General features: G+C 44.1%; 16 protein-coding genes and 1 other RNA gene. 6 read left to right on the top strand and 11 right to left on the bottom strand.

Going from position 1 to position 19861, the window contains the following annotated elements:
* Positions 1-514: 514 nt before the first annotated feature.
* From WH43_RS15890 to WH43_RS15880, 3 genes are read right to left on the bottom strand one after another with little or no spacing between them, the layout of a single operon-like run.
* Positions 515-2686 (bottom strand): DEAD/DEAH box helicase, encoded by a 2172-nt coding sequence (locus WH43_RS15890; RefSeq protein ID WP_053425550.1) that lies wholly within the window; start codon positions 2684-2686, stop codon positions 515-517.
* Positions 2683-4131 carry a Hachiman antiphage defense system protein HamA gene (locus tag WH43_RS15885; protein WP_053425549.1) on the bottom strand — a complete coding sequence of 483 codons (1449 nt, stop codon included), beginning with the start codon at positions 4129-4131 and terminating at the stop codon, positions 2683-2685. Before WH43_RS15885 ends, WH43_RS15890 begins: the two co-directional genes overlap by 4 nt.
* A complete protein-coding gene (locus tag WH43_RS15880; RefSeq protein WP_053425548.1) occupies positions 4128-5282 on the bottom strand; it encodes an MBL fold metallo-hydrolase in 1155 nt (384 codons plus the stop codon). Before WH43_RS15880 ends, WH43_RS15885 begins: the two co-directional genes overlap by 4 nt.
* Before the next feature lie 222 nt (positions 5283-5504).
* Between WH43_RS15880 and WH43_RS15875 the strand changes: the two genes are divergently transcribed.
* Positions 5505-5831, top strand: coding sequence for a hypothetical protein (locus tag WH43_RS15875; protein WP_152342879.1), 327 nt, complete (start codon positions 5505-5507; stop codon positions 5829-5831).
* 139 nt (positions 5832-5970) lie between these two features.
* Here the strand turns inward: WH43_RS15875 and gcvP are convergent, their stop codons facing one another.
* The 7 genes from gcvP to WH43_RS15840 all read right to left on the bottom strand — a co-directional run bounded on the left by gcvP (position 5971) and on the right by WH43_RS15840 (position 15653).
* Entirely contained in the window at positions 5971-8862 is a 2892-nt protein-coding gene (gcvP, locus tag WH43_RS15870; RefSeq protein ID WP_053425546.1) for an aminomethyl-transferring glycine dehydrogenase, read from the bottom strand.
* Between the two features lie 295 nt (positions 8863-9157).
* Positions 9158-9547 (bottom strand): glycine cleavage system protein GcvH, encoded by a 390-nt coding sequence (gene gcvH / locus WH43_RS15865; RefSeq protein ID WP_053425545.1) that lies wholly within the window; start codon positions 9545-9547, stop codon positions 9158-9160.
* A gap of 252 nt (positions 9548-9799) precedes the next feature.
* Complete coding sequence (gene gcvT / locus WH43_RS15860) at positions 9800-10879, bottom strand: glycine cleavage system aminomethyltransferase GcvT (protein WP_053425544.1); 1080 nt, start codon at positions 10877-10879, stop codon at positions 9800-9802.
* A 344-nt stretch (positions 10880-11223) separates the two neighbouring features.
* Complete coding sequence (locus WH43_RS15855; RefSeq protein ID WP_053425543.1) at positions 11224-12429, bottom strand: FAD-dependent monooxygenase; 1206 nt, start codon at positions 12427-12429, stop codon at positions 11224-11226.
* A 32-nt stretch (positions 12430-12461) separates the two neighbouring features.
* Positions 12462-13703, bottom strand: coding sequence for a 2-octaprenyl-6-methoxyphenyl hydroxylase (gene ubiH, locus WH43_RS15850; RefSeq protein WP_053425542.1), 1242 nt, complete (start codon positions 13701-13703; stop codon positions 12462-12464).
* A 15-nt stretch (positions 13704-13718) separates the two neighbouring features.
* Positions 13719-15032 (bottom strand): Xaa-Pro aminopeptidase, encoded by a 1314-nt coding sequence (gene pepP / locus WH43_RS15845; protein WP_053425541.1) that lies wholly within the window; start codon positions 15030-15032, stop codon positions 13719-13721.
* Between the two features lie 12 nt (positions 15033-15044).
* Positions 15045-15653: a UPF0149 family protein gene (locus WH43_RS15840; RefSeq protein ID WP_286049835.1), complete on the bottom strand. Its 609-nt coding sequence runs from the start codon at positions 15651-15653 to the stop codon at positions 15045-15047.
* A gap of 75 nt (positions 15654-15728) precedes the next feature.
* Between WH43_RS15840 and WH43_RS20830 the strand changes: the two genes are divergently transcribed.
* The 5 genes from WH43_RS20830 (at position 15729) to serA (ending at position 18989) form a co-directional block, all read left to right on the top strand.
* Positions 15729-16034, top strand: a complete 306-nt coding sequence (locus WH43_RS20830; protein WP_053425540.1) for a cell division protein ZapA — start codon at positions 15729-15731, stop codon at positions 16032-16034.
* 26 nt (positions 16035-16060) lie between these two features.
* A non-coding RNA gene (ssrS, locus tag WH43_RS19890) (6S RNA) lies at positions 16061-16245 on the top strand.
* 123 nt (positions 16246-16368) lie between these two features.
* Positions 16369-16959, top strand: coding sequence for a 5-formyltetrahydrofolate cyclo-ligase (locus WH43_RS15830; protein ID WP_053425539.1), 591 nt, complete (start codon positions 16369-16371; stop codon positions 16957-16959).
* 114 nt (positions 16960-17073) lie between these two features.
* Positions 17074-17730 (top strand): ribose-5-phosphate isomerase RpiA, encoded by a 657-nt coding sequence (rpiA, locus tag WH43_RS15825; protein WP_053425538.1) that lies wholly within the window; start codon positions 17074-17076, stop codon positions 17728-17730.
* 32 nt (positions 17731-17762) lie between these two features.
* Positions 17763-18989, top strand: a complete 1227-nt coding sequence (gene serA / locus WH43_RS15820; protein WP_053425537.1) for a phosphoglycerate dehydrogenase — start codon at positions 17763-17765, stop codon at positions 18987-18989.
* 53 nt (positions 18990-19042) lie between these two features.
* Here the strand turns inward: serA and WH43_RS15815 are convergent, their stop codons facing one another.
* Positions 19043-19822 carry a DUF481 domain-containing protein gene (locus WH43_RS15815; RefSeq protein ID WP_053425536.1) on the bottom strand — a complete coding sequence of 260 codons (780 nt, stop codon included), beginning with the start codon at positions 19820-19822 and terminating at the stop codon, positions 19043-19045.
* Positions 19823-19861 lie beyond the last annotated feature (39 nt).

Raw genomic sequence — 19861 nt, 5'->3', positions numbered from 1 at the left:
AGCATAAGCTGGAAAATCTCATCACGGGATTGGTATTAATTCCGGGGAAAGGTCATGGGGTATCTGCGTTGAAGATGAGACATTCAGGTTTGATGCTAGTGACTATGTTTGCACTTCGAAAATTGTTGAAATTATTCCTGATGACAAGCTCGTAAAAACTATAAAAGGAAGTGCTTACTTGCTTGAGGGAGATGGCACAACAGCTGAAGTTAATGTTGAAGATTTTGAGTTACTGCGCCAAGGCTTCAGCCCTGATCATATTTTTCGCATCAGAGCTGTAAAACAAGACAAAAATAACTAGGAAAAACTGGTAATGCTCAGATTGAATTGGTGATCTCAATTATCTGCTTAGATTAGATATACATATGAATGTGCAGAAAAAGGCATGAAAAAAATCTCTATGCAACTATTTTATAGACATTCATTTTTTAATCACGCACCTAATCTGGGGATAGTTGTTCATTAAAAATAAAGACTAGGAGTAATTAGCCTCCTCACATTATTAATTTGGCTCTCACATATAGGCGAGTGCTCTTTTCATGAAGCCCAATTCGTACTCTGATAGTTCGCCATAGGAGCTTTGACCTGACGTAGTCAAAAAATCAATGACTGAATCAATACTATCTATATTTTCGATTTTGTTTCTATTATAGACTACGATTTTTTTAGCGACTTGACTTGGTATTCCGAACTCTTCCAAAGAATTTATAGCAGCTGGATAATAAAAATTCTCAAGCGCTGAAGCAAAAGGCTTAAAATCACCAAAAGAATACTCGAACCGTTGGAATACAATCTCCTGAATATCGCTTATCGCATATATTATTTTGGGTAAATTGTAGTTTACGAGATTTTTCTTAAAATTGAAGACAGCTTGCACAGCGTCATCAACACTATAATTATTATCCCTTTCAATCCAGTATTCATAATCTTGACAGATCAATTCTTTATCATCTACTTGATTTATTACATCGATCAACTTTCTATTCAATTGACTAGCAGAGCGTACGGTTCCGCCCCCCATTGAAGATACATTAAAATTCTCAAACAAAATAGTAGATAGATGCTGCAACTGTTTAGATGTCGGGTAAATACCATCCCAACACATCAATTTATTCCAAGAATTGCAATTCTCAATAAGCTTCTCAGCGAATCGAATTAGTTTGTTTGGATCTATTCCCTGATGTTTAATAAGTAACGACATAGGAAGTATTTTTTGTTCATAAAATTTCTTCACTCTACCCTTATTTTCTTCATAAACATCATCACCTAAATTTAGCAACAAAGATTCAGATGCGCTTTCACTTTGCGTTATCACCGGGATATCAATTAATGGGAGTTCAACTTGAGGTTTTTCACCAAAAATGTAAACATTACCGACAAAATGCTCAAACATCCTTCCAGACCTACCAGAAATATTATTGAAAGTGAACATATCAAGCTTAGTCCTTTTTGTAATGCAGTCATCGTATATTATTATATTTTTTGCATTTGTATTTACGCCTTCTATTAGGGTCGAAGTGCAAATAAGAATATTTATTTTTGAATCATTAAACAGATCGACAATAAGAGCACTTACAGCTCTTGGTAATTGAGCATGATGATAAGCGATGCCATGTTTTACCCCTTCGACTAAAGACCATTTACTATGAAAATTTTCAGCTAACCAATTCGCAAGATCATTGTTAGAATTATCTGGAGTTAAAATACCATTTTTCAAAAGCCGACACATTAAAGAGCTTACTCGATGTGGAGACTTGCAATATATTACAGTTTGTTCTTTTCTTCCGATAGAGGACAAAATAGAATATAATATACTATCTCTCTCAACATCTACTACCGAATCTCTCCCCGTAACTTTTAATGGGTAATAAAACTCATTGGTTGCGACAGTGGAATATGTATCAAATTTTAAAAAAGTACACCTCAATTCATTTTCAATTCCATATACCAATCCATTAATCTTCGGGCCTAACATATAAAAACGACTACACTTTGAGTACAATAATTTGAATGCTAAATTCAGTCGATCACATCTTTCATCGACTTGACTAACTGGAGCTAATTTATAGAACTCATCGATTATAAAGAAATCAACACCTTGAAGGCTGTCATATTCTAATACCCGCTCTTGAGTGAGAATAAAAATATTCCTAGCACTCGCCTTCTGTGATACCTGTGTTACAATTTTATATTTATTCTTATATTTAAATAGTTTCTTCTTTAATTCATCAATCAATGCGATAGTAGGCACAACAATTACAATATTATTAAATTCATCGCTAGCAACTACAGCTTCTATTATAAGGCTTTTTCCAAAACTAGTCGGCGCACTAAGAATTATGTTTTCACCACTCATTATACGGTGAAAAACTTCAGCTTGACGGATGTGAAAAGTCTTAGATTTATCTTGTGGAGTAGTGAAGATACTACGACGAAAGTCATCTTTTGATGTGAAATTTTCTTTATCGACATATGGGTAAAGTCCTAACTCACCTAAAATGTGATTTAGGATAAATCCATTAGGCATATCGTTTTTTCGTTCAAGTGCCCTAATTGCGATATCTTGAACCAATGGTTGGTTGGAGTGGCGATTAAACTCATTAACCAGTGATAATAAAAAATCATCCCAATCAGTAAAAAACTCATCATTAAGAAGTGTCTTTGCATTTTGATACCAATCGCTCATGAATTTAACTCCTTAAGCAATGCAGTATTGACCTCTATCAAATCAGAAACAGGAAAGTAAAAAATTCGCAAATCAATTAAGTTGTCTAGTCTATTATTAGCCTCTAATTTAAATAAATAACGAAACTTCTGGATACTTTCTAAAAAAAGTTCCTTAAATTTCTCTTTTTCATATTTCGTGATTATTTCGCTTTCATGCATAATAAAAACAGGGATAATAATTTTATCGAATCTTTCTTCTAGTTCTAATTCTGAATTAGCAAGCCTTTCTAACTTTTCTTTATGGGGCCAAGAATCATGGATTTCAGTAGTAAGCATTATCAACCTGTTCTTAATATTTTTTATATTCAAAATATACTCAATATTACTTACTACAACACTAACGGCCTCCTCAACATTGGCACTAACAGATGATGCTCCTATCCACAATTCTATGCTATCAAAATTCAAAACGGCATGAGTACACGAAAATGTTTTTCTGTTTATATCAAAAACCTTATTCATTATTGGTATTGTTGAATATGATTCCCGTATAGCTATATGTAAGCAGAGATCTGCCAGTGCATTCAAATTATTCTCTGGATAATTGGCTCTAGCATACTTAAAGAGCCGCCTTTCGCTTCCTTTGAAATTTGCTTTATCTTTATATGACAAACAATAATCAACAACCCAATCATATACAGACTCTGCAAAATCACCTAAGTTCCATTGTTTCATTGTAAAGCCAATATCTACACCTTTTATATTTGGATGTTCGGCATTACAGTATATGTCATACTTAAATGGTGACAAAGGACAAGGTGGTGCTTTGTAATCAATTCCCTCTTGAACAATAATATTGGCACCATAAGCTTCTATTTTCTCACGAATTGAGATATCACTTAATAAATCCTTAGTTGATAAAGCATACAAAGTGTTAGTCGACTGCTGTACAAGTAAAATGCCAATACAGTAATGCTTATACAGCACTGGAGAACCAGACATCCCGCTGTACTTGCTAACAGTGTCAGACTGAGAAATTTCAAAGCTGTATTGACGGCTTGTCATATGCTCAAATGAATTCGTAACTTTAACTTTGATCGGGGCTGGATAATGTTCTTTCTCAACTGGGTATCCGCAAATTTTCAACTCACTATCTAAGCTCACACTTGTGGAATATAGCTCTAAAACGCTGCTTGTAGCGTCTTTAGGAAGTCTCAAGATTGCGATATCGATATCTAAATTTCGGTAAATACATTCGGCTTCAATATGCTGTCCAGCAGCAAAAACATCACTGGTTAAATACACTTTAATTAGCTTAGCACCCTCCACCACGTGACTAGCAGTTAGTAACAAATCCTTAGCTACAGAAAAGCATGTACCACGCTTGGTATGTCCATCATTAGATAACGTTTGTAAAATGTAGATACTATCGAGCTTATAATCGTCCAAGGCCCCCGCAGTCATATTACAATCTCACAAGAATTAAATAACAAATTTATCATTGGGTAGCTATCATTTAATTCAGCTTTAAACCATTCAGGTATGGTGTTTAGATCGTAATTAAAATGAATTTCCGTGTGTTTAGAAGCATTGACGATAGCAATTCGAGCAAGAGTTTCCAAGTCTGGGTGCCCATGTAATTTTCCATTTGTACTAATTAAATATTTATCGCATTCAATTCTATTTAGCAATTCCAAACTAGTATTATTTCGACTTCCGTGATGAGCAAGTTTTACTGCGTCAACTTTTATTCTAGCTAAATTAAGCCCATCTAGCCAAGAAATAATAATTTGAGCATTACTATCTCCTAAATAAAGTATTTTTTTTCCTTCAAATTCAATCAAAAAAGAAAAACCACTTTTATTAGTAATAGAATTATCATCGTCATATGGAAGGTATGCGAGGCCTTCGATTGTATTTTTTTCTTCGTGAGATATTGTGTGTTTACACAACTTCGTTTGTTGAATACTACTCACATACCGTTCAAAAGAATCACAATAGGATTTGCTTATTATCCTAGGTTTGATATTTCGCTCTTCCAATTTTTCTTCCCAAACTTTTTTAAGTTCAGACAAAGCATGTAAGTCAGGGCCAATCACATTGAATTTCAATAACCCGATATCAAAGCATGCACATATTTCGCGGTAAAGTGCCTGACCACTAACAACGTCGTTGGATATATATCCTATATTGGATAGGACATATGACAAAGATGTGCCTTCAGAATATCCAATGAGGTCTTTATCACCAACCTGTGAATTTTCTTCGTATAGAGCTTGCATCTTCATATCGCTTCGAAAATCGATACCGGATGTTGAAAGTTGTCCAAATAGCTGTTCAGCTCCATTGAAGTAGATTTTATCGATACTAGGGCAATCAGGATGCGTCAATAACTTGATGACCCCATTAACATGGTCATTATCAATGTGGGTAACAATAACGGAATCAATTTTACGCTCACGCCCAATAATATGTTCCTTCCAATCATCAAACGACTGAGCTGTACCACCATCAATTAACACAAATTCAGACTGTGTTTCTATCGATATACAGTCTCCATTGCCTGCTTTGTACATTTTTACTGTTAGCATTTCGTCAGACTTATCCCAAGACATGGCGCCGTGTAAAAAATTGATATGACTGTTAAATTAATAACGAATCACTGTCCCCAATATTATTCATTAATTTGACAATCCTCGCTGATATTCTCCAAATTGTCACTACAAAATTCTCACAAAAGTGCCCGTTAAACTTATTATCTACTAGACGAAATGTTTTACTCACATGAACTGAATACCAGCAGAACCTCGGTCAACATACTTCAGGCTGGAGCGCAGATGCTCGCCAGTTATGATTGTGTTACTGCGGCTTTAAGGTTCGGTCTCTACTGCTCACGCTATTTCTCGAAGCACGGCAGCGTATTAAGTGACGATGTCGCTCTCTATTACCTGAGACTGAGCTTCTCGACCTTGGAGCACAGTTCTGACGCTGTCATTGAGTGGGTGCGTAAAGCAGAGGGCTTTGATTTTCCGGATGGCTTAAAAGAGGAGTTCTGGATTCAGGCATGTACGGCTTATGCACAGCATGAATACGACAACGACCCGGATCACTTTGACTCAACTATTGAATTTGCGATGAGTTTTTTGCTGAACGACCGGGCTTGATTCGAACGAAAAAAAGAGGCGAACCTAAGTTCGCCTCTATTCATCGATGTTTCACACGAGTTACCAACTACATTTGTCGGTTTCCAACTAGATTGGATCGGTTACCAACTAGAATTGTCGTGATCATCAAAAATTTCACTTATCGATAATCTTCCGGACTAGGGCAAGCACACATCAGGTTGCGGTCGCCGTATACGTCGTCGATACGGGTGACTGTTGGCCAGAATTTGTTTTCTGCCACGTACTGTGCAGGGAATGCAGCGTACTGACGCTCGTATGGGCGGTCCCAGCTTGGGTCGAAAATATCTTCCATAGTGTGAGGCGCAAAATGCAGTGGGTTGTTGTCTGCAGTCCACTCCCCTGCTTCTACCCTTGCAATTTCATTGCGGATAGAAGTCATGGCAGTGATAAATTTGTCCAGTTCCACTTTGCTTTCAGACTCAGTAGGCTCGATCATCAGCGTGCCGGCTACCGGGAATGACATAGTTGGGGCGTGGAAGCCGTAGTCCATTAAACGTTTGGCGATGTCCATTTCGGTGACGCCGGTTTTTTCTTTGAGTGGACGCATGTCGATAATACATTCGTGCGCTACGCGGCCGTTGGTACCTACGTACAACACAGGGAACAGGTCGCTCAGTTTTTTCGCCATGTAGTTCGCGCTTAAAATCGCCATTTCAGTGGCTTGACGTAAACCGTCGCCGCCCATCATTTTGATGTACATCCAGCTGATTGGCAGAATGCCTGCGCTACCAAATGGTGCTGCAGATACTGCGCCGTTATCCTGACCAGTGCCTTCAATTTTAACCACTGCGTGGTTTGGCATAAACGGAGCCAATTGTTTCTTCACACCTATAGGACCCATACCTGGGCCGCCACCGCCGTGAGGAATACAGAAGGTTTTGTGCAGGTTTAAATGCGATACGTCAGCACCGATAAAGCCAGGAGAAGTAATACCTACCTGAGCGTTCATATTGGCGCCGTCCATATACACCTGGCCACCGTGCGCGTGAACTATGTCACACAGCTCGCGGATAGACTCTTCAAACACACCGTGTGTGGATGGGTAAGTCACCATAATGGCGGCTAACTTGTCGGATACGGCTTCGGCTTTGGCTTTTAAATCGGCCATGTCGATGTTGCCGCTCTTGTCGCAATCTACCAGTACTACTTCAAAGCAGGCCATAGCTGCTGTGGCAGGGTTAGTACCGTGCGCCGACACAGGAATTAAACAGACGTTACGGTGTGAATCGCCGCGGCTTTCGTGGTATTTACGAATAGCGATCATGCCAGCGTATTCGCCTTGTGCGCCTGAGTTGGGTTGCATAGACACAGCGTCGTAGCCGGTGATTTCGACTAACCAGTTGGCCAGCTCGCCAATCATTTGGTAGTAACCTTCGGCCTGATCGCGTGGCACAAACGGGTGCAAGGAACCAAATTCTGGCCAGGTGACCGGGATCATTTCGGCTGTGGCGTTTAACTTCATGGTGCACGAACCTAAAGAAATCATCGAGTGGTTCAGTGCTAAGTCTTTATTTTCCAGCTTTTTGATATAACGCAGCATTTCAGTTTCACTGTGGTACTGGTTAAATACCGGGTGCGTTAAGTACTTAGAAGTACGTACTAAGTCAGCAGGAATAGAGTTCGAGCCTTTAGCTACTATGTCAGCGTCTAACTTAGTGACGTCTAAGCCATGGCCAGCGCCCAGAACTATATCAAACAGCTGAGCGATATCAGAAGCAGACGTCAGTTCGTTAAAGCTTACGCTTAAGCTTTCCGCGATATCTGTACGTAAGTTCACTTCAGCGGCGATAGCGCGGGCTACTACTGCGGCGCGATCCGCAACTTTGAATGTAACAGTGTCGAACCAGGTGTTGTGTACTAAAGATACGCCTTTCGCTTGCAAGCCAGCTGCAAAGACGTCAGCAGAACGGTGAATACGCTCTGCAATATTTTTCAGACCTTCTGGGCCGTGGTATACAGCGAAGAAAGACGCCATGTTCGCCAGTAACACCTGTGCAGTACAGATGTTAGAGTTGGCTTTTTCACGGCGGATATGCTGTTCACGGGTTTGCATTGCCATACGCAGCGCTTGGTTACCACGACGGTCTTTTGACACACCTATGATACGGCCTGGCATAGAACGTTTGTAATCGTCACGAGTCGCGAAGAATGCAGAGTGTGGGCCACCAAACGCCATAGGTACACCAAAACGCTGGGCTGAACCTAAAACTACATCTGCGCCTAATTCGCCTGGCGATTTTAATAGCAATAAGCTCATCATGTCGGCTGCGACTGCTACTACGGCTTTTTTCGCTTGCAGCGCTGCAATTAAGCCGCTGTCGTTACGTACTTCACCTGTAGTAGATGGGTACTGTAATAAAGCACCAAATACGTCGTGGTTAACAGCGTCAGTGGCTTTGCCAATGATCACGTCAAAACCAAACATTTCAGCACGGGTGCGCACTACGTCGATGGTTTGTGGGTGCACGTCGTCAGCAATAAAGTAAGTGTTGGCTTTGCTTTTTGCGACACGTTTAGCTAGCGCCATAGCTTCAGCAGCGGCTGTTGCTTCGTCCAGCAATGAAGCCGAGGCCAATTCCATACCTGTTAAATCTAAAGACACTTGTTGGAAGTTCAGCAGAGCTTCTAAACGGCCCTGAGCAATTTCCGGCTGGTATGGCGTGTACGCTGTGTACCAGCCCGGGTTTTCTAACACGTTACGTAAAATCACGTTTGGTGTCAGCGTTGGGTGGTAGCCCATACCAATGTAGCTTTTGAACATTTTGTTTTTGTTCGCAGCCGCTTTTAAGTACGCCAGAGCGTCCGCTTCAGTTGTGGCTTCACCAGTTGCCAATGGCTTTGGCAGGCGAATGGAAGCAGGCACAGTTTGTGCGATCAGCTCTTCCATGCTGCTTACGCCTAATTCAGCCAGCATAGCTGCTGTTTCGTTAGCGTCCGGGCCTATATGGCGTTGAATAAATTCCTGATGGTTCGCAAGTTGCGACAGGGTTTTCACAGCTGAAGTGGTCATGCCTTGAAGTTCCTAAATGGTCTTTACAATATGTTGGATGTTTACGTGCTGGTTCGGCTTTTGGCCCAGTTGCACCTAATATCCCTGTTGGGGAGATAAACCCCGTCAAATTACTGATTCCATTACCCTAAGTAATTGATGTTGCAGCGAGGCGGCAAGTGTTTCAGACCCCAGGAGCATAGTTCACTATGTGACTGGGGCTGGAGCACGCAGACAACAAAGCTGCAGCTTCAAGTACGACGGGTAATTAAAAGCCCTGTGCGGACAGGGCTTTTATAGTTATTTTTGCGTCTACTTATTCAGAATCAACAACGTTCTGATAACCAGCGGCGTCTAATAAGCCTGCCAGTTCAGATTCGTCAGAAATCTTGATTTTGAACATCCAGCCGTCACCGTATGGCGCGCTGTTCACCAGCTCTGGTGAGTCGTTTAATGCATCGTTGACTGCCACGATTTCGCCAGATACCGGAGCGTAGATGTCTGATGCTGCTTTTACAGACTCAGCTACAGCGACGTCATCGCCCTGAGCAACAGTGTCACCCACCTCTGGTAATTCAACAAATACCATGTCACCTAACAGGTCCTGAGCGTGCTCAGAAATACCTACGGTGAAAACGCCGTTGCCTTCGTCACGAACCCACTCGTGTGACGGGGCGTACTTTAATTCGTTAGGGATGTTGCTCATTGTTATATTCCTTGGTGCTGTTGTGCTTATGTGCTGTTTAATTGCAGCCAGTCTACAAACTGACTCTGGCAAACAACATAGCGAAGCTATGCTTTTGCCGCAAGCTTATGACGGCTCGCCTTGTTTGTTTATTTTTCAATCAACAGATAACAAACAAAACAAGCCGCGGTATCTATACCCAAGTAGCTTGAAGTTGCAGTGCTGCGACATAACGCAGTCAACAAAGCCGCAGCTTCAAGTACAACGGGGATATTAAATTACTTTTTTACCCAGACGTACAAAGTTAGGTTTTACGACTTTCACCTGAACCAGTTTGCCGCGGATATCTACTTCTGCTGTGTCGCCAGTCGAAGCTGGTACACGGGCCATTGCGATACTGAAACCTAAAGTAGGTGAGAAAGTACCAGAAGTGATTTCACCTTCGCCGCCTTCGGTCACTACTTTCTGGCCGTGGCGTAATACGCCTTTTTGCTCCATCACTAAACCTACCAGCTTCATAGTGCCAGCAGCTTTTTGTTGTTCTAAAGCAGCACGGCCAATAAAGTTACGGTCGCTTGGTTCCCACGCAATAGTCCAGCCCATGTTGGCTGCCAGCGGAGATACAGTTTCGTCCATATCCTGGCCATACAGGTTCATACCTGCTTCTAAACGTAAGGTGTCACGAGCGCCTAAACCAGCTGGTTTTACACCAGCATCCAGCAGTTTTTGCCAGAAGTCAGCGGCTTCTTCGTTAGGTAAAGAGATTTCGTAACCGTCTTCGCCTGTGTAGCCCGTCGTAGCAATAAACAAGGAACCAGCCTGAACACCAAAAAATGGCTTCATACCAGCTACAGCTGCTTTTTGCTCTTCTGTTAATAAGGTGGCTACTTTGGCTTTGGCTTGTGGGCCTTGCACTGCAATCATGGCGAACTCTGGGCGTTCGGTTACAGTGACGTTATAAGCTGCGGCTTGCTGGTTGATCCAGGCTAAATCTTTTTCGCGGGTGGCTGAGTTGACTACTAAACGGAAGAAGTCTTCAGTCAGGAAGTAAACGATTAAGTCGTCAATCACGCCACCGGCTTCGTTTAACATGCCGCTGTATAAGGCTTTGCCTGACACAGTCAGTTTGTTGACGTCGTTGGCGAGTAAATAACGCAGGAAGTTGCGGGTGTTTGGCCCTTGCAGGTCAACGATAGTCATGTGAGAGACGTCGAACATACCAGCGTCCTGGCGGACATTGTGGTGTTCTTCAATTTGTGAACCGTAGTTCAGCGGCATATCCCAGCCGTGAAAGTCCACCATCTTTGCGCCACATTCTACATGCTTTGCGAATAATACTGTTTTTTGGGCCATCTGTATTTTTCCCAGTTTTTACCGTCGTATTTGAGGCTACAGCTTTATTGACTTTGCAATCTCGCTGTAACTTCAAACTACTTAGGTACCGCTGCCAAAGCAGACGTTAAATTCTGGCCTGTGCCGCTGGAGCTTTCAGGCCGCGTTATGCAACTTCAAACACTCAGACTTGCTGTCATCAGTTGGTCACAGAAATCTGCTTATAACCATATGACATTTTTAAGATGAATCGGATTATAACCGATGGGGCAAGAGGCCAACAGCCCCTTTTGGATTAGATTTAATAATGCGAATGGCAAGATTGTCGCCAACAACCCTGCCATTTTAGGTCTTTTATCAGCCTGTCACTTGGCTGCAGGGCGCGCTATATAAGGCAAGTCACCGGAATCACCTAAAGCTGCAGCCATTATTTTTTGTTTTACGAAAGGCAGTTTATCAGTCAGCGACATTCCCACGCCGCGCACTAATTTCAGCAGCGAATTTTGGCGGCCAAAGCCTTGTTTAAAGGCTTCCATAGCGGCGATCAGAGTTTGTGCTTCGGCTTTACGCCAGCGCTCGTAATTTCGCAGCATACGTTGCTCGTTAATAGGTTTTTGCGCGTTAATTTGCTGACCTATTAGTTCTGCTAATGCGGCAACGTCCATTAAACCCAGGTTCATGCCCTGCCCCGCAAGCGGGTGAATGGTGTGAGCAGCATCGGCCACCAGCACGGTTTTATTCAATACCCATTCGCTGGCATAACGCATTTTTAGCGGGTAGCTGCTGAGGTCCGATTCAATCTGCAACAAACCCAGCACAGAATTACTGGCTGCTGTTAAAGCTTTATTAAACTGATCGGCGTGCATAGCTTGCAGCTCAGCGGCCTGCTCCGGGCTGGTACTCCAGACAATAGAGACCAGATTCGGGTCGGCCAATGGCAATAAGGCCAGCGGGCCAGTGGGTAAAAATACCTGACGGGCACAGCTTTGATGCGGTTGTGTGGTACGAACTTGTGCCACTAAGGCCTGATGCTGGTAATCCCAAAAGGCGATAGGCATCTGCAGTTGCTGACGGACAAAAGAGTTAGCGCCATCGGCTGCCACCAGCAGTTTGCACAGCATTGGGCTTTGGCCTTCAAGCGTCAGCAGGTTTTGTTGTTCGCTATTACTGATAGTTAGAATGCTGCTTTGAAACAGGCAACTGACATTGGTTTTGCTTTTTAGTTTGCGGTACAGCACAGCCCGCAGCTGTTCGTTGTCGACCATCCAGCCGAGCTCATCACAGCCTTGTTCCAGCGCAGAAAACTCAATGCGGCCAAAACTGTCGGCTTCCCATACTTTCATATCGCTGTATGGCGCAGCTGATGTTAAATCCAGCCAAACACCCAACTGACTCAGCAAGCGTTTTGACGCCTGATTCAGCGCGCTCACCCGCTTTAAGCTGGGAGCGACCAGATCTGGCGCGGGGTCTTTATCCAGCACAGCAATTTTAAGCGGAGTGTCGGCCAGTAAAAGCGCAAGGGTTAAACCTGCACTGCCTGCACCGACTATACAAATATCATTTTCGACCATTGGTGATCTCTTTTTTAGGCGAAGGTTCTTTTTTAACTCAGCTGCGCCTTTAACTGGCGAATAGAATTCAGTCCCATGGCCTGGTTAGCCACAACTTGTTTTAAATCAGGACACAGGTTTAATGCAAACAAGCCAGTATTACGGCCAAGCGCCATCAGGCGCGATGAATTAGAAAACAGCCGAACCAGCGAATCGGTATACAAAATCACTTGCTGCATATCAGGTAAACGCGCCTGCTGATAAGCTTTGGTTAATTGATACCAACCCACATCCGTCTGATGTTTTTGCAAAAGCAGACTTAAACTAAAAATATCCCGGATAGCCAGGTTAAAACCCTGGCCTGCGATTGGGTGCAGGTTATGCAAACTATTACCGAGTAATACAGTGCGATGGCGCGCCGCTTCAGTGGCCCGCTTTAAACTCAACGGATAAACCACCCGCTGACCGACAGATTTAAATACCCCTGCCCTGTGGCCTGCGGCTTGCTGCAAAGCTGCTAAAAACTCGTTATCAGCTTGGTGAAGGTGCAGCTCTGCTTGTTCTGGCGTTAAAGTCCAGACCAGCGAATACCGCTGCCTGGTTAACGGCAATAAAGCCAAAGGCCCTGTTGGCGTAAAACGCTCAAAAGCTTTGTGTTGATGCGAGTCGGCTAAGCCTATATTGGCAATCAGCGCATGCTGCTGATAGTCATCAGATTTCAGCTCAAAACCCGCTAAAGTGCGGCTTGGAGATAAACCGCCTTCGGCGATCACCAGCAATTTAGCTCGCAGTTGCGCGCCACTTTTCAAGCTAATGCGCTGTAACTCTGTGGTTGGATGTAAGGCGCTAATAGCGTCCTTATAAAACCAACTTAAACGACCTTGTGTCGTGAAGTGTTTAAGTTTTTGCCAGAGCACTTCGCCTATGGCTTCGACTTCAATCACCTGGCCTAAAGCGAATAACTGATAATCGGCGGCATTTAAATAGGTTTTACCAAAATGACCACGGTCGGAAATCTGGATATGTTTGATAGCACAGCCACTTTGTTGCAGCTCCTGCCACAGGCCCCATTGCTGTAGCAGCTCCACACTGCCATGGGCCAGCGCTATGCTGCGGCTATCAAAGCTGGCTTTGGAGGGTTGCTCGTCTTTACCAAGCTCAGGACTTTGTTCAACAATAGCCAGCTTTAAACCAGGGTTTTGACTGAGCAGCACATAAGCCAGCAGTGATCCGGCCATACCACCGCCTGCGATCACCAGATCCAAAGCTTGTTCTGCACTCTGATTGTCTGACATCCATCAATCCTGTTGTTAGCTGTGGCCCTGCGCCATTAAAGCTTCGATTTCGGCAATTTCTTTCGGCACTAAGTCTGTTAAGTTGTCGTGCCCTTGTGCTGTGACCAGCAAATCATCTTCAATCCGTACTGCTAGGCCCCACCACTTCGAATCACAAGGCGAGCCTGTAGGGATATATAAACCCGGCTCTATGGTTAAAATCATGCCCGGTGCAAAAGGCCGCTCTTCACCAGCAAGTTTGTAAGCTCCAACATCATGTACGTCTAAGCCTAACCAGTGGCCTAAGCCATGGATAAAATAGGCTTTGCAGGCGTTGTCTTTCAAAAGTTGTTCCAGCTCGCCCTGTAAAATGCCTAACTCCAGCAAACCTTTGGTTAGTTCTAAACAAGCAGCGTCGAGCGCATCTTTAAACTTATTGCCAGGTTTCACCTCTGCACAAGCAGCGTACTGAGCATTCAGTACCACCTGATACAACGCCGCCTGTTCCGGGCTGAATTTGCCGCTGACCGGAAAAGTACGGGTGATATCCGCCGTATAGCCCTGATACTCAGCGCCAGCGTCAATCAGCACTAAATCACCGTCTTTGAGCTGGCTGCTGTTGTCGGTGTAATGCAAAATACAGCCGTTTTCACCGGCACCCACAATGGTGTTGTAGCCTGGGAAACGTGCGCCGTGCATAGCAAACTCATGCAGGATATGGGCTTCGAGTTGATATTCCCACACACCAGCTTTGGCAGCTTGCATCGCTCTTTTATGCGCTTTGGCACTGATATAACCGGCCTGGCGCATCTGATGAATTTCGTCTTGATCTTTAAACAAACGCATTTCGGCTGTGACAGGCCGTAAATCCTGCTGCACTGTCGGTGCCACGTAGCCCCGTTTAGGGTAACGCCTTAAGGTGGCTAAGGTAGCTGCTACTTTAGCGTCAAATTCTGCGTAAGTGCCCTGCGCATAATAAAGCGTAGTTTTTTGATTCAGTGCTTTTAACAGCTCGTTTTCCAGCTCTGTAACAGGCAGCGCATCTACACCCAATTCAGCTTTGGCTTGCTCTGGCCCTAAACGGCGGCCTTGCCAGATTTCAGCCAACTGGTCCTTAGGGCGGCACAGCAACAGACTAGCAGTCTGGCCAGAATTATCTTTGCTTAAGATCAAAAGCGCATCGGGTTCGTTAAAACCTGTCAGATAAAAGAAGTCGCTGTCCTGACGAAAAGGATATTCGGTGTCGCGGCTGCGGGTTAATTCCACCGCAGCTGGTACCAACACTACGCTGTTGTTTGGGATCGATGTAAGCAAGCGCTCACGTCTGTCTTGGTGAAGACTCAAATTCATTGCGAAAGGCTCTTAATGCAAAGTTTTATTCTGAACTTCGTTTTTGCTGAATTTCAGCCCTACTTCGTTAAAGCAAGTCAGTACCAGCAAACGAATATGCTCCAGCACTAAAAAGTACGACTCTTCGTTACTCTCAGCGCTGTTGTCATCTATGGCAAATACGTCAATTTTGGTAATTTCGGTCAGCTCTTCTATCGCATCTTTTACTTCAGCCGAACAAATGGATAAATCGTTCTGCTGAATAGCAAAACCAACCAAAAAAGACTGGGTCCATTCGACCATAGCTTCAAGACGTTCCGGCAAGGAATCGTCGTCGCCCGGCAGCAATAACGCGAAGGAATAGTCGGTCTGTGCCAAAGATTCAGACGTTTGCATAATTAAATCAGAAATATCTGCTTTAACAGGGGCAGATAAGGCTTGTCCATCATTTAAGAAGTCATGCAGAACTGGTAAAATCTTCGCCGGTTCTGCGCTCACACCACCACTTAGCAAACCTGCGATCAAGCCATGTACTTCGGCGGCCGACGCCATCAGGTAAGATTGATCCAGCAAACTGGTCCAGTGATCGTAAGATTTAAAAATTTCTGTCGTCATAATTTTTCGGCCCAAGCGACTTTTCAAGGCAGCTATCCTACCATTTGCTGGTTCTACCCGCCAACAGATGGACGCCCCAATCGCAGGCCTAAGGGAACTACCATGCATTTACGTAAATTTCGTCCCGTTGACCCACCTCCGGCTGAAGCTGTAGTGAAAAAACCTGCAGTAAAACCTGCCGCCAGTGCAAAACCTAAGCAACTGACGATTTCAGTTTTAGGCCGTGTGCTGAAGGTTTCCTGTCCTTTGGGTGAAGAACAACGGCTGCAAGCGGCCATTGATGAACTGGAACAACGAGTCGCCAGTACAAAATTCAAACCAGGCGTGCATATGAATGAGGACGTTTTGCTGATGATTGCTCTAAATTTATGCAATGAGCTCGTCGAAGTGAAAAAGAAGGCGGAATAATCAAAAAGCTGGTGTTATACTGAGTTCGTTCTCTGAGTTGTCAGTGATTAGGTAGATGTCCCTGAGCCGATAATTGTTTTACTTTAGGGGCTCCTTCTTGTTGCTTTTGTGCAGGCTCGGCTCGTACCGAGAAGCCTACGGTGACAAACTGACTCCCGCCTTGAACCTTAGGTTCAAGGGCTGATACTTGACACGGCAATTCGGAGACAATTTATATCGGATACATCCTTCGATGTTAAAACTGCAGCTTTGTTGGCTTCGACGCTCGCCCCTTGGTAGAAAACCCTTTCTGTTTTATAGTCCGGTTTATCTTTAAAACTTCAGGTTTAGTGTTTTGACTTCACGCCAACAGCTTCGTAACCATATTCGCAGTGTGCGCAAATCCTTGTCTACAGCACAGCAGCACCAGGCTAGTCTGGATTTAGTGCAACAACTGCTGCCACGCCCTGAAGTACAGCAAGCTCAACACATTGCGTTATACCTGACCAATGATGGTGAACTGGATACAACACCTTTGATTCAGGCTTTATGGCAGCGAGGCAAAACTTTATATCTGCCGTTATTGCATCCCGTGGTACCTGGTTATCTGGTGTTTCAGTTGTATACCCCAAACACCTCGTTAAAACCCAATCAGTTTGGCATTGGTGAGCCAGAGCTTAATTGCAGTTTGTTATGCCCTGTTGAGCAACTGGATCTGATCTTTACGCCTTTGGTGGCTTTTGACCTGCAAGGCCAACGCTTGGGCATGGGTGGCGGCTTTTACGATAGAACCTTAAGTCAGTTAGATTCTACTGCTACAAAACCACAGCTGATTGGCTTAGCCCATGATTGCCAGCAAGTGGAATCAGTACCCGTCGAAGCCTGGGATATTCCGTTGCCAGCTATCTGCACGCCAACCAAATTCCGCCGTTTTAGTGAACAATAAGTAAATACTAAAATTCTTTCAGCTCTTTTGCCTTTTGCCCCTTTTGCCCGATCCCTCTTTTCGGCTACTATCCATCTGTATGGCTAAACGCAGTAAAACAAAAACGGTACCCCAATGACTCAAGATCAGATGAAAAAAGCCGCTGCCTGGGCAGCTTTAGATTACGTAACAGCTGGCACTATTGTCGGTGTAGGCACAGGTTCTACCGTTAATCATTTTATTGACGCGCTCGCTACCATCAAAGATCAGATCAAAGGGGCGGTTTCCAGTTCAGTGCAATCGACTGAAAAAATGCGTGCTTTAGGCATTACCGTGCTGGATTTAAACGAAGTGGAAAGTTTTGCTGTGTACGTCGATGGCGCAGACGAAATTAATCCGCGAAAGCATATGATTAAAGGCGGTGGCGCTGCGCTTACCCGTGAAAAAATTGTCGCAGCTGTGGCTGAAAAGTTTGTCTGTATTGTCGATCAAACCAAACAAGTGGATGTACTCGGCAAATTCCCTTTACCTGTAGAAGTCATTCCTATGGCTCGCGCTTATGTAGCGCGCGAGCTGGAAAAATTGGGTGGTCGCCCGGTATGGCGCGAAAACGTAGTGACTGACAACGGCAATATCATTTTAGATGTGCATGGCCTTAGCATTACAGAGCCAGAACAATTAGAACAACAAATCAACAACCTGGTCGGCGTAGTCACCAACGGTATTTTTGCCCGTCGTGCGGCAAATATAGTTCTGGTAGGAACGGCCGAAGGCACAAAAATCTTAAACTGAATTTAAATTGCAACAAGTTAAAGAGAAGTAAAATGGAAAAATTTTCGCTGCCCAAAGACAAGATCAAGATCCTGTTACTGGAAGGTTTGCACCAAAGTGCGGTGCAAAGCTTTAAGAATCAGGGCTACAGCAACATTGAGTATTTAAAAACCTCTTTGGATGAAGCTGAACTGATTGAAAAAATCCGTGATGTGCATTTTATCGGTATTCGCTCACGTACCCAACTGACTGAAAAAGTGCTGGACGCGGCTACGAAACTGGTCGCTGTCGGTTGCTTCTGTATCGGTACTAATCAGGTCGATTTAGACGCGGCTTTGATGCGTGGTATTCCGGTATTCAACGCGCCGTTTTCTAACACCCGCTCTGTAGCTGAGCTGGTATTAGGCCAAATCATTATGTTGCTGCGTGGTATTCCGGAGCGTAATGCGGCAGCCCACCGCGGTGAATGGCAAAAAACTGCAACTCAGTCCTTTGAAGCCCGTGGTAAAACCTTAGGTATTATAGGTTACGGCCATATTGGTACTCAGCTGAGCATCATGGCGGAAAACATTGGTATGCGTGTGCAGTTTTACGATATCGAAGACAAGCTGGTATTAGGTAATGCCACACAAGTCGATTTTGGTACTTTGCTGAAAACCTCAGACGTAGTGACTTTGCACGTGCCTGAAACCGCTCAGACTAAAAATATGATCGGCGAAGCTGAATTGGATCTGATGAAACAAGGCAGTATTTTGATCAACGCTTCACGCGGCACTGTGGTCGATATTGACGCTTTAGCGGCCGTGATGAAAGCAAAAAAACTGGCCGGTGCGGCGATAGACGTATTCCCTGTAGAACCGACCAGCAATGATGAAGAATTTATTAGCCCGCTGCGCGAATTCGACAATGTGATCCTGACGCCACATATCGGCGGTTCTACGCAGGAAGCGCAGGAGAATATAGGTTTTGAAGTAGCAGGCAAGATGGTGAAATACAGCGACAACGGTTCGACTTTGTCTGCAGTGAATTTCCCTGAAGTGTCACTGCCTGAGCACAAAGGCCGTTCACGTTTACTCCATATCCACAAAAACCAGCCTGGTATGCTGACCAAAATCAACGAAGCCTTCGCTAAGCACGGCATCAACATTTCGGGTCAGTATCTGCAAACCAACGCTGAGATTGGTTATGTGGTGATCGATATAGATTCTCAGGATCGCGATCTGGCACTGAACGAGTTAAAGGCGATTCCAGGAACCCTAAGAGCCAGGGTATTGCATTAATATCTGAACTCGACTGTATCAAGGGGCAGAATTTAAACTCTGCCCCTTTTTCTTTAGAACGAATAGACGATAGAAGCTGCGGTTTCTGAGTCTGTGCTTTTCTTATCCACACCTACATCTGAATCGTATTTAATATTCAGGCTTAAACGCAGCGCCAGCTCGTTATTGATTTGTGCTGTGATAGCGCTACGACTGGTGTAGCTGGTGTTATGACCATCTAACGAAATAGCGTATTCCAGCGTTTGTTTGAACTTACTGGTTTCTGAGAAGTGATACTCAAAGTTACCGGCAGCGTACCAAATCATACCTGAGTTACTTTCACCTTCGGACGGTCTGTCATATGCGATACCGGGACCGGTTTCGAAGTCTAAGTAGTTCTGACCTTCTTCGTATAATCTGTTGGCATAACCGACAGCTACTGAGGATTGCTCGCGGAAAGCACCAAAACGGTCGTTTAAGTAGGCAGCCCGGCCGAATAAACTGCTGTCTGAACGGAAAAATTTATAGTTACTTTGTGCAGTCAGACCAACCCGTTGGCCTGTGGTGTTGTCTTCTTTTTCACCTGTGGCACTGTTGGTTTGAGTGTTACGTTGTAACAAGGTCTGGATGTAGTATTTGTTCCGAAAATCCTCCAGCTCATGTTTTAACTCCGCATTGGTGCGCACAGCTGTGGCTTCGGTATTACCGCGACTTAACACGACACCGACTTCAACATCTCCACCCCAAGGCGGAATAGTGCTTTGCTCTTCACCATGTGTTTTCTGAAATTCTTGTGCTTGCACAGAGACTACTGAACACAGTAGTACCGCCGACAATGCGACTACTAAACGCATCTTGTATAACCCTTGTTAAAAAATAAAAACGATTTTGAC

The organism is Rheinheimera sp. KL1, assembly GCF_001275035.1.
Lineage (GTDB): Bacteria > Pseudomonadota > Gammaproteobacteria > Enterobacterales > Alteromonadaceae > Pararheinheimera > Pararheinheimera tangshanensis.
The sequence above is the reverse complement of the archived record's forward strand: the minus strand, read 5'-3'. Positions and strand labels throughout refer to the sequence as shown.

Coding starts and splice junctions, on each gene's coding strand:
- gcvH (WP_053425545.1), bottom strand. CDS start 9,547: ATGAGCAACATCCCTAACGAATTAAAGTACGCCCCGTCACACGAGTGG.
- pepP (WP_053425541.1), bottom strand. CDS start 15,032: ATGAATTTGAGTCTTCACCAAGACAGACGTGAGCGCTTGCTTACATCG.
- WH43_RS15875 (WP_152342879.1), top strand. CDS start 5,505: ATGCTCGCCAGTTATGATTGTGTTACTGCGGCTTTAAGGTTCGGTCTC.
- WH43_RS15880 (WP_053425548.1), bottom strand. CDS start 5,282: ATGTCTTGGGATAAGTCTGACGAAATGCTAACAGTAAAAATGTACAAA.
- WH43_RS15815 (WP_053425536.1), bottom strand. CDS start 19,822: ATGCGTTTAGTAGTCGCATTGTCGGCGGTACTACTGTGTTCAGTAGTC.
- ubiH (WP_053425542.1), bottom strand. CDS start 13,703: ATGTCAGACAATCAGAGTGCAGAACAAGCTTTGGATCTGGTGATCGCA.
- WH43_RS15855 (WP_053425543.1), bottom strand. CDS start 12,429: ATGGTCGAAAATGATATTTGTATAGTCGGTGCAGGCAGTGCAGGTTTA.
- gcvP (WP_053425546.1), bottom strand. CDS start 8,862: ATGACCACTTCAGCTGTGAAAACCCTGTCGCAACTTGCGAACCATCAG.
- WH43_RS15890 (WP_053425550.1), bottom strand. CDS start 2,686: ATGAGCGATTGGTATCAAAATGCAAAGACACTTCTTAATGATGAGTTT.
- gcvT (WP_053425544.1), bottom strand. CDS start 10,879: ATGGCCCAAAAAACAGTATTATTCGCAAAGCATGTAGAATGTGGCGCA.
- WH43_RS20830 (WP_053425540.1), top strand. CDS start 15,729: ATGCATTTACGTAAATTTCGTCCCGTTGACCCACCTCCGGCTGAAGCT.
- WH43_RS15885 (WP_053425549.1), bottom strand. CDS start 4,131: ATGACTGCGGGGGCCTTGGACGATTATAAGCTCGATAGTATCTACATT.
- serA (WP_053425537.1), top strand. CDS start 17,763: ATGGAAAAATTTTCGCTGCCCAAAGACAAGATCAAGATCCTGTTACTG.
- rpiA (WP_053425538.1), top strand. CDS start 17,074: ATGACTCAAGATCAGATGAAAAAAGCCGCTGCCTGGGCAGCTTTAGAT.